Genomic DNA, 11221 nt, shown 5'->3' with positions numbered 1-11221 from the left:
TTCTTCGTCATAGACTTCAAATGCCGCAAATTGCGACAATTCTAAAAAGGGCGAACCTGCGTCGAGGAGTTTCTCAACCCGTTGACGAGGAAGGAGTTTACCGCGGGCCAAATGGCGCTCTAGGGCAACGGGGCCGCCACCGAGTTCAATTTTGGCGAGTTTGGTTTTGAGATCGGCCACGAGGGCGGCCATATCGTCGGATTTGGCTTTAAATTCATCGCTACGGGCGTTGATACGACTGCTTAATTGCGTCACGTTGATTGTCCTTATAAAGCGGTAACTCAGTATCAGTTGGCTCTGTGGGCGAGGGGCATGAAAGGCTAAAGCTCGTCATGCACCATTCGCCCTTGGCTGCTTATTTCGATTCGTTAAAGAGCTCGCGGCCAATCAGCATACGGCGAATTTCTGAGGTGCCGGCGCCAATCTCATAGAGTTTGGCATCGCGCAGTAAGCGGCCAGTCGCGTACTCGTTGACGTAACCGTTACCGCCAAGCAATTGAATGGCATCCAGTGCCATTTTGGTGGCCAGCTCCGCGCTGTAAAGAATGGCGCCTGCGGCGTCTTTGCGGGTGGTTTCACCGCGATCGCAGGATTTCGCCACGCTGTAGACATAGGCTTTAGCGGCGTTCATGCCGGTGTACATATCGGCTAATTTGCCTTGTACTAATTGGAATTCACCGATGGATTTACCAAATTGCTCACGCTCGTGGATATAAGGCACGACGATGTCCATACAGGCGTTCATGATCCCAAGCGGGCCGCCTGAGAGCACGACGCGCTCGTAATCTAAGCCGCTCATCAGCACTTTAACGCCATTGTTGAGGCCGCCGAGAATGTTTTCCTCTGGCACTTCGACATCTTCAAACACCAGTTCGCAGGTGTTTGAACCGCGCATGCCTAATTTGTCGAGTTTTTGCGCTTGGCTGAAACCTTTAAAACCGCGCTCAACGATAAAGGCGGTGATGCCGTGGGCGCCTTTGGTTAAGTCGGTTTTTGCATAAATCACATAGGTATTGGCATCGGGACCGTTGGTGATCCACATTTTGTTGCCATTGAGGATATAGCGGTCGCCTTCTTTACGGGCGTGCAGCTTCATTGAAACCACATCTGAGCCGGCATTAGGCTCACTCATCGCCAGTGCGCCGATATGCTCACCGCTCACCAGTTTGGGTAAATATTTGGCTTTTTGTGCAGCATTACCGTTACGGTTAATTTGGTTTACGCACAGGTTAGAGTGGGCACCGTAACTTAAGCCGATAGAGGCCGAGGCGCGGGAAATCTCTTCCATGGCGACCACGTGGGCAAGATAGCCCATATTTGCACCGCCGTATTCCTCAGGCACAGTGACACCTAAAAGCCCCATCCCACCGAGCACGGGCCAAAGTTCATTGGGAAAGGCATTGTCGTGATCCACTTTCGCAGCAATCGGTGCGATTTCATTCGCGGCAAAATCCTGCACCGCATCGCGCAGCATATCGACATCTTCGCCTAGGCCAAAATTAAGACTGGTGTAGAGTGAGTTCATTGCTTGTGTCCTTTCTGATGTTCTAATTTATATTTTTATGATTATTAGGTGCTTGAGTCTTTAAATCTGTCTTGCTTTGCGTGATGTATCCCTGTCACGCGGTCGTACCAACTGAGGTGCTCGTTAATGTTATGCTCGCAAGTTCGAAGGCATTAGGCCTTAGCCTTGCTTTCTTCTAGGGCGAGGCGGCATTGCTGCTCGGCTGAATTTAGCTCCATCAGGACCACTTTAATGTCGTCCATTTGCTGCTGTAGGGCAGATTTCTTTTCTTCCACTAGGGCAAGCATAGTATTGAGCTGAGTAGTGCTGCTCTTGTCGGCATCGTAAAGTTCGAACAGGCGACGGGTTTCTGCCAGAGAGAATCCAAGGCGCTTGCCGCGCAGTATTAGTTTGAGTCGAACCCTGTCCTTAAGACTGTAAATACGAGTTTGACCGCGACGTTTAGGTTTTAGTAAACCTTGGTCTTCGTAGAAACGAATGCTTCGGGTCGTGATATCAAACTCTTTGGAGAGATCACTGATCGAATAAGTCGTTTGTGGCGTGTTAGTTGCGCTCATTCAGGCACCTTAGTTAATCATTTTTATGCAAGATATATGAAGTTTACGTAAAGGTAAAGATTGTGGTGTGGTTAGTCGATTTTTTTTGTCAATTCTTGTTGCCACTTGGCTCAAGCTATGTTGTTTAACATGTTGATAAATATTACGTTAGCTTGAACTCAAACAAGTGTTTTTTTAGGTGAGTCCCCCCATATTGCCTTAAGGCTCCACGGGGGAAGGGAACTTATTAAGTGGTGGCGTTAAGGCAGGCGTGTAAGCCGTTATTCCAACGTATTTAGCAAGCCATCATCGGCTAACACACCCTCATAGGTTGGGCGATTTAATGCTTCGATAAGTACCGGGTCACGTGTGTATATATCATTGTAAAATTTAATTTTTCCGTTTTTGATGGTCACGGTCCAATACATAATCAAAATATCTAAGGGCTGATCTAAAAACAGGTTTTCTGTTTTTCCCTCTGCAAGTTTGCGATTGAGTGTTTCGCTGGACCAATTCGCATTGGCGCTCAGCAGTTTATCGGCGAGCACGAGGGGATCTTTTACTCGAATACAACCGTGACTGAAGGCTCTATTGGTTTGCTCGAATAGATTTTTCGATGGCGTATCATGCAGATAAATTGAATATTGGTTTGGGAAGATAAATTTAACTAAACCAAGGGAGTTATCTTCCCCTGGCCCCTGCACAAACCAGTAGGGAAAGTTTTTGCGGGTCATACTGTGCCAATCGATGCCGCGAGCATCGACGGGCGTGCCCGAGGCTTCAACGACTTTAAAGTGCTTTTTTTGCAGATAATCGGGATCTTTACGTAAGTGGTTAATGATCTCCGTGGAGATACTGCGGGGCACGGTCCAAGTGGGATTCACAACCACATATTTTAATTTGGATTTAAACAATGGCGTCTTTGCGTCGATTTTGCCGATGATAATGTCGGTACGCCAGTTTAAGTTATTGTCTTTAAATAGTAATAATTCATAGCCAGCCAAATTAACCAGCAGATAGTTTGCCGGCAAGTTGGCTGATAGCCAGCGGGCACGCTCGAGGTTAATGCGGATCTGCTCGACCCTTTGTGTATAGGGAACATTTAACGCCGCCATTGTGCCTGCGCCTATCACCCCATCGGCCTTAAGGCTGTGGTCAGTTTGAAATTGACGTACCGCAGCTTCAAGCGTGCTGTCATAAGTTAATGGCTCGTTCACGGCGGCGCTATTCTCCGCTGGCGAGCTTGCTGCTAAGTAACCTAACTCTTTTAGCCGTGTGGCAATGCCTGGTACCGAGGGTGAAGTGCTGCCGGGTTTAATGACTTCCGTATAAGGAATCGTGGTAAAGGGATAGCGAGCTGCCAAGTCTTTGTACTGGGCAAGATACTGTTTAAGCTGGTGATATGGCGCAATCTTAGGCGCTAAGCCTGTAATCGCCTCGGCCACAGTGTGCGCTTTAATGTGTTCTTCAAGCTGTTTTAATGTGGTATCAAAATCCAGATGGGCTTCATCATAGTTCCAGGTTTTGCCGAGCATACTGGGATTGACTTTGCCATTAAGTAAATGAATAGTATAGGTAATAATGCCATCGGTTAGCAGCACTTCAAATACACTACTGCGATACTCATCTTGCCAATTTGATGCACTCAGTTGTTGGTAAAGTTCAACCAACTTGGGATAGTGGTAATCTTCCTTCGCAAGACCCTCTTCATCGGCACTTTTAATTACATCGAGTAGCGTGCCCGCATAGTCTTTATCCTCCCAGAGCGCTTGATATTGGCGCACTTGATAGACCCGTGAGAGTAACTTAGCGCTGATGATCTGAGTGTTATCTACGTTAGCCCGCTCACCGATAGACAGGGGTTCGAGTAATGCTTCAAGTTGTTGTGTCGAAGCAAAACAAGCCGTACTGACGAGATTGATGAATAGGAGTAGACCGAGTTTGACTTGGCTTAAGCGGCGCATAATGAGTATTTCTTTCCGTGAAAAATCCATTAAAGACATAAGATTATGTGGAAGTCTTCTACACGGCAAGTGTTAGATGGTCTATCTCTTCGGATTTATTTTTTAACCCCAGTATATCCCTTAGTCTAATGGGGGAATAATGCGTGGCAGGTCATAATCAACCTCGGAAGGAAGGGGAGAGTTTCATCTGTGTTGACACGGATGAGTGTCATGATGGGAGGCCTTATGACAGATGTTGGACAACAATTACATCAGACATCTATTGCGAACAAACAGGCATTTTGGCAACAAGCAGCCAAGGCCTTAGATTGGGTTACGCCAAGCAAACAAATATTAGATGAAAGCGAGGCACCATTTTACCATTGGTTTAGCGATGGTGAGTTAAACACGTGTTATAACGCGATAGACCGACATGTGTTAGCGGGACGTGGTGAGCAGATTGCGATTCATTACGTTAGCCCAGTAACCGAAACCGAATACAGTATTACCTATCACGAACTGCAGGCTCAGGTAGCAAGGCTTGCAGGGTATTTGCGTACTATGGGGGTGACAAAGGGTGATCGGGTGGTTATTTACATGCCGATGGTACCCGAAACGGCCTATGCCATGCTTGCCTGCGCGCGCATTGGCGCCATTCATTCGGTGGTATTTGGTGGCTTTGCGGCCAATGAACTTGCCACCCGTATCAATGATGCCAAACCTAAGCTGGTAATGTCTGCCTCCTGCGGGATTGAACCTTCAGGGGTGGTGCCCTATAAGCCCTTACTAGATAAAGCATTAAATGAAGCGGTGCACAAGGTTGAGCATTGCTTGATTTTAAACCGCCCTCAATATGAAGCGCAGATGCAAACTGGTCGAGACGCCGATTGGCAGACCGCGCTTAAAGGATGCGAAAGCGTTGACTGCGTCACGGTAAATGCCACCGATCCTTTATATGTGCTCTATACCTCTGGCACTACAGGCCAACCTAAAGGGGTGGTGCGCGACAATGGTGGTCATGCGGTCGCATTAGCTTGGTCGATGGCCAATATTTATGATATTCATCAAGGCGATGTGTTTTGGGCGGCATCGGATGTAGGTTGGGTTGTTGGTCATTCCTATATTGTTTATGGTCCGTTACTCGTGGGGGCGACCACGCTGTTATATGAAGGCAAACCCGTTGGCACACCCGACCCCGGCGCCTTTTGGCGTACGATTGCCAAGTATCAAGTTAAAAGCTTTTTCACCGCGCCCACGGCGATTCGCGCTATTAAGCGTGAAGATCCCGACGGCGAATTTATTCAAGGTGTCGATTTAAGCTGCTTGAAGAATGTCTTTTTGGCTGGGGAGCGCTGCGATCCCGACACCCTGCATTGGGCTGAAGACAAGTTACATAAACCGGTTATCGATCATTGGTGGCAAACTGAAACAGGTTGGCCAGTAGCCGCAAATCTAATGGGGGTGGCGCCGATTGCCGTTAAAGCCGGCTCACCGGGGCGACCCGTGCCTGGATACGAAGTTGATGTCGTCGATGAGCTAGGGGTTAAAGTGGCGCCGAATGTCTCTGGCAATGTGGTGATAAAATTACCCTTGCCACCGGGCACGCTCACAACGCTCTGGCAAAACAACAAACGTTATCAAGACAGTTACTTATCTATGTACCCAGGCTATTACCTTACGGGGGATGCGGGCTACATGGATGAAGAGGGTTATCTCTACATTATGAGCCGCATCGATGACATCATTAACGTTGCGGGTCATCGTCTCTCTACTGGGCGGTTTGAAGAGGTGCTGTGCCAGCATCCCGATGTGGCCGAAGCCGCCGTGATCGGTGTTGATGACAAATTAAAGGGCCAAGTGCCATTAGGCTTAGTGGTACTTAAAAAGGGCGTGACTATTACGGATGAGGAGCTGCATAAGCAGTTAATTGCCCTCGTTCGCCAAGAAATTGGTCCCGTTGCGTCCTTTAGGTTGGTGAGCGCGATTCAAAAGCTGCCGAAAACCCGCTCGGGTAAAATCCTGCGCGGCACTATGCGTAAAATTGCTGATAATCAGCAATATACGGCGCCAGCGACCATTGAAGATCCGCAGACCCTCGATTTAGTCCGTACGACCTTAACCCGCATGGGCTATGCCGATGCTTTAGTGGGCTAGAGTGAGCGGCTCAAGTTAACGACTTAAAAAGTTAAGATCGTCAAACAAAAGAGCAAGCGATAGTCTTTTTAGATTATCGCTTTCTTATTTAGATTTAGACAAATGCTTAGAGCACTTGCCCTTATTCGTCACATTTTGGTAGTCTAGCCAGCATTCTTAATAGAGCTTTGCATCGACAGTGCACTATTAAGGCGCCGGATCTTAAGCGGTACTGCGGACATTCATTATCCTTATTGCTTTTGACCCATTAACATTTCACAACGGCTTAGGGACGACCCTAAATACGCCGATATCAATTTGGGGACGACCCCGTATGGGAGTTCTCTATGAGCTGGTTACTGTTAATACTTGCTGGACTTTTTGAAATTGGTTGGGCCATCGGACTCAAATACACCGATGGTTTTACTCGCTTGTGGCCGAGTGTGTTTACTTTGCTCTCCATGGCGTTCAGTGTGTTGCTACTGGGCCTCGCCGTTAAGCAATTGCCGATAGGCACGGCTTATGGGGTGTGGGTTGGCATAGGTGCCATGGGCACGGCAATTGCGGGCATTATTCTCTTAGGCGAGGGAGTGAGCTTGCTGAAAATCGCCAGCTTAATCCTCATTTTGCTTGGCGTACTCGGCTTAAAACTCGCTCATTAATCAATTTACTTCCCCAAGGAAGAACTTGCCCAAGATGTATACGATTGGTAAAGATGTTTATGAGATTTGGGAATATTCTCCTGAAAAAACAACGCATCTTGATTTGCAATCGAGTTTGCCAATCGTATGCATCGTCTCTTCTCTCTGGTAATTAAGTTACAAAGGCCGATATAATTACTGCTCCAAATTGGTTATTTCTAACCTCTGTGACCCGTGGGAATTATATAATGCAAAACCACAGCAATCTTAATGACATTGGCGTGATAGGCCTTGGCGTAATGGGTAAAAACCTTGCGCTAAACATCGCCGACAATCAATATCGCGTCAGTGCCTTCGATCTCGATCCTGTTAAAGTCAACGGGGTTTTACAACAAGAAAAACAAGAACGTGTAGGACAGGATCTGCGTATTACAGGCTGTGCTAATCTTTCAGAAATGTTAGCCAGCCTCACTCATCCCCGTATTCTCGTGCTATCTGTCCCTGCGGGTGCACCTGTGGATGGGGTATGCCATGCCCTGATTTCTGCTGGTATCGAAGCGGACGACATCGTAATCGATACGGGCAACAGTCTTTGGACTGACACCGTTGAACGCGAAAAGCGTTACCAAGGCAAATTTATTTTCTTCAGCTCAGCCGTTTCGGGCGGTGAGGTTGGTGCGCGTTTTGGGCCTTCATTAATGCCAAGCGGCGATCTTGGCGCATGGCAACATGTTGCGCCGATTTGGAAGGCTATTGCCGCTAAGGTTGACCCTAAAACTGGGCTGCCGATTGAGCGTTTTGAGCCGGGAAATCCGGTGACCGAAGGCGAACCTTGCACGACCTATATTGGGCCTGCGGGTGCTGGGCATTATGTGAAAATGGTGCATAACGGCATTGAATACGCCGATATGCAGCTGATTTGCGAAGCCTATCAATTAATGCACGATGGCTTAGGCATGAGCGCAGCACAGGTAGGTGAGGTGTTTGAACGCTGGAATAAGGGCAGTTTAAACAGTTATCTGATGGGGATCAGCGCCGAGGTGCTCAAACAGGCGGATCCGCTAACGGGTAAACCGTTAGTTGAGATGATCCTCGATAAAGCAGGGCAGAAGGGCACTGGCCTTTGGACTGCGGTGAGCAGTTTACAAATTGGTTGTCCGGCTCCCACCATTGCCGAAGCGGTTTATGCGCGCGCGGTGAGCACCCAAAAATCCCTTCGTGTTGAGCTCAGTAAAAAGCTTGCTGGCCCCTTATCTCCTGCGATGGATGAAAACCAAAAAGCCGTCTTAATCGATGCTTTAGAGAGTGCGCTCTATTGCGCTAAGGTCTGTTGCTACGCTCAAGGTTTTCAACTGATGGCGATGACGGCGCAGGAGCAACAATGGCAACTCGATTTTGCTGAGATCGCGAAAATCTGGCGTGCGGGTTGTATTATTCGTGCCACCTTCTTGCAATCGATAACCCAAGCTTATCAAGCGGATGCTGACTTAAGTTGTTTGTTAATGGCAGACACCTTTGCAACTACCTTATCAGAAAAACAAACAGCGTGGCGCAGTGCTGTGGCGGCGGCGGTTATGCAAGGGATCCCTGTGCCTTGCATTAGCTCTGCACTGGCCTATTACGACAGTTATCGCAGTGAGACCTTGCCAGCTAATTTGCTCCAAGGACAACGGGACTTTTTTGGCGCCCATACTTTTGAACGTTTAGATAAGCCAGCCGGTGAGAAATACCATTTAGATTGGAGTGCCACAAACAGAGTTTTAATTAAACTCTAGATAAAATAATTTGAATAGCCCCTAGAAATAGGGGCTTTTTTATTGGTCGTATCTGTTTAATAACTCAAACTTGTTTTATAAATGTTAATAATATGACGGTTTAACCGTTTGTCATTCTATATTTAGGGGCGGGTTTATTTTGCTATTTTAATATTTTTAAAGAATTTGAAGATTCAAAATGTAAAAATTTATGTAATTTAAACAGTTTGTTGTTTTGTAATTTCAAAAAAACACATAAAGTCATCATCTTTTTGTTTTTAATATGTTTTTTGATGTATTATTTATTGTCAGTCTTTATCTGTTCTTAATTTCATCTGCTGATAAAATAATCGAATAAACCTATTCAGTCTTTCATTCTGTTTATATTTGTTTTCATAATTATTTCCTTTGTGTTAAATCTTTGCTTCCCATTTGATGCTTGTATTTTATAAGAGATCATAGGGTATAACTAAAATAACAGAACTTAATGCGGAATAATCTTAATCAACATTATCACGCCAAATTAAGTTGTAATAAGTAATGAGAAGAAGGAATGTCTATTATGCGTATGTCCATTGTTGCATTAAGCATCACGGCGGCCTTATTGGCTGGCTGTGGGAGCGATGATAAGAAGACTCCGGCACCTGTGCCAAAAGTGAATACTGCCCCGACCACAGCGGATATGACTGTTGATGTGTCACAGTCGATTCTTTTTACTGGAAAACTTGAGGGGACGGATGCCGAAGGTGGTTTAACTTATTCTTTAGTGGACCCTGCCGATCTCAAACTCGGCACCTTTACGCTAGTCAATAAAAGCACGGGTGAATTTACCTATGCATCTGATGCCAATGAAGGGACTGAGGTGGTTCGGTTCAAAGTGTCCGATGGCCAATTACAGGCTGAAGCCAATCTGACAATCAATATTAAGCATGGCGATCCACTCTTTACCTACCAATGGCATTTAAAAAACACTGGGCAGAATGCTTTTGCGGCTAACCGCGGTGTTGCCGGTGAAGATATGAATGTGAGCGGTGCAATTTCAGATAATGCTATGGGACAAGGCGTGATTGTCGCGGTGGTCGATAGCGGCTTAGAAATTGCTCATCCAGATCTAACAAATAACACTGTAAATGGTGGTTCATACAATTTAATTACAGGTACTGTTGATCCAACACCTTTCTCTGGGTCTGCTACAGCAGCTCATGGTACAGCAGTAGGAGGGATTATTGCGGCAGAAGGTTGGAACGGTATTGGTGGTCGCGGTGTGGCACCTAAGGCAAAATTAATTGGCTTTAACTTTTTAGATGAAGATCCAACGGGTAAAGTGACAAACGTACAAACATTTGAAAACTTTGCTAAATCCCACGGTGCCAGTGCCTATAGCGATAGTGCACGCGTTTTTAACCAAAGCTATGGTTACAGCGTGCCATTCCCTCATGGGTTTGATGAGGATGAAACCGAAGTTTATCAAGATATTGCAACGCAAAGCTTCGATGGCAAAGGCAGTATTTTCGTTAAGTCTGCGGGTAATGGGTATGACTACTATCGTTTCCGTACTTTCTGGTTACCGGGAGATTACTTCACGGCAACGACGGAAAATCCCGCTAACCACGGCTTACCTTTCCATAATTCCAACATGTCCTCTGACAATGCTAACGTTTATAACTTAGTTGTTAGTGCAATTAATGCTAAGGGTAAACTTTCTAGCTATTCATCCGTGGGCTCGAATATTTTTGTCACAGCACCTGGTGGTGAGTATGGTGATAATGATCCTGCGATAGTTACTACCGACTTTATGGGATGTGTGAAGGGTTCTGCAATCGCAGAAGATAGACCAAGCACGCCATTCCACGGTGGTTTAAACCCGTTAAACCCCAATTGTGATTACACATCGACAATGAACGGTACCTCGTCTGCGGCACCTAACACTTCGGGAGCTGTCGCTGTCATTATGAGTGCTAATCCAGATCTCACTTGGCGTGATATTCGCTATATTTTGGCGAAGACCGCTACCAAAGTTGATGCGGATATTGCGCCTAAAACCGTGACCATTGGTGAGGGGGAAGGTGCGCCAGTGTATACGGCTATTCCTAGTTGGTTACAAAACGCGGCGGGTTTTTCATTCCATAACCTCTATGGTTTTGGTCGAGTGAATTTAACTGAAGCCGTTAAGCTCGCCAAATCCTATGCACAGGACTTAGGTGACTATGTCGTAACCGAATGGCAAGCAAGCGCAGCGCTCACCAAAGCGATTCCCGATGCCGATATTAATGGCGTGACGGATACCCAAGTAGTCGCTGACGATTTAGTGATTGAAGCCGTGCAAATTGAGCTGACTGCCGATCACCTGCGTCTACCGGATTTAGCGGTAGAGCTGATTTCGCCAGCAGGTACTAAGAGTGTGTTGATGACACCTTATAACGGTTTAGTTTATCAAGGGGTGATGGATAAGAATGATCCGGATGATCTTGTTAAAGGCTATGATGCAACACCTATGTTATCAAATGCTTTCTATGGCGAATCATCAAAAGGTGAATGGACAATCAAGCTGATTGATGTGAATAGCGGTAGCTATCGATTTGTTAAATACGATCAAGGCTATATCTCAATCCCTAACGAAGCCGATGGCAAACTGAAAGGTTGGTCAATTCGTTTCCATGGCCATGCCGCCAAGTCTGCATCTTAAGGA

7 protein-coding genes and 1 pseudogene are annotated in these 11221 nt (G+C 46.5%); 4 read left to right on the top strand and 4 right to left on the bottom strand.

Annotated features, from left to right (window positions below):
* The 4 genes and pseudogenes from L976_RS12795 to L976_RS12780 form a co-directional block, all read right to left on the bottom strand.
* Window positions 1-255: pseudogene (locus tag L976_RS12795) on the bottom strand (methylcrotonoyl-CoA carboxylase); the annotation flags it as partial.
* Window positions 256-355: 100 nt separating this feature from the next.
* Window positions 356-1525, bottom strand: coding sequence for an isovaleryl-CoA dehydrogenase (locus L976_RS12790; protein WP_037425664.1), 1170 nt, complete (start codon window positions 1523-1525; stop codon window positions 356-358).
* 152 nt (window positions 1526-1677) lie between these two features.
* On the bottom strand, window positions 1678-2082 hold the full coding sequence (locus tag L976_RS12785) for a MerR family transcriptional regulator (protein WP_011623082.1): 405 nt from the start codon (window positions 2080-2082) through the stop codon (window positions 1678-1680).
* Window positions 2083-2342: 260 nt separating this feature from the next.
* On the bottom strand, window positions 2343-4055 hold the full coding sequence (locus L976_RS12780) for a L,D-transpeptidase family protein (protein WP_231570498.1): 1713 nt from the start codon (window positions 4053-4055) through the stop codon (window positions 2343-2345).
* Window positions 4056-4250: 195 nt separating this feature from the next.
* On the opposite strand from L976_RS12780, the gene L976_RS12775 reads away from it, so the two are divergent.
* From L976_RS12775 to L976_RS12760, 4 genes are all read left to right on the top strand, one after another.
* Window positions 4251-6158, top strand: coding sequence for a propionyl-CoA synthetase (locus L976_RS12775; protein ID WP_144375994.1), 1908 nt, complete (start codon window positions 4251-4253; stop codon window positions 6156-6158).
* Window positions 6159-6484: 326 nt separating this feature from the next.
* Window positions 6485-6799, top strand: a complete 315-nt coding sequence (sugE, locus tag L976_RS12770; RefSeq protein ID WP_037425659.1) for a quaternary ammonium compound efflux SMR transporter SugE — start codon at window positions 6485-6487, stop codon at window positions 6797-6799.
* A gap of 227 nt (window positions 6800-7026) precedes the next feature.
* On the top strand, window positions 7027-8553 hold the full coding sequence (gene gndA, locus L976_RS12765; protein WP_047537267.1) for an NADP-dependent phosphogluconate dehydrogenase: 1527 nt from the start codon (window positions 7027-7029) through the stop codon (window positions 8551-8553).
* A gap of 541 nt (window positions 8554-9094) precedes the next feature.
* Window positions 9095-11218: a S8 family serine peptidase gene (locus tag L976_RS12760; protein ID WP_047537264.1), complete on the top strand. Its 2124-nt coding sequence runs from the start codon at window positions 9095-9097 to the stop codon at window positions 11216-11218.
* Window positions 11219-11221 lie beyond the last annotated feature (3 nt).

Source organism: Shewanella sp. ZOR0012, from assembly GCF_000798835.1.
GTDB lineage: Bacteria > Pseudomonadota > Gammaproteobacteria > Enterobacterales > Shewanellaceae > Shewanella > Shewanella xiamenensis.
Note: the sequence above shows the minus strand (reverse complement) of the source record. Positions and strands in the feature narration are given on the sequence as shown.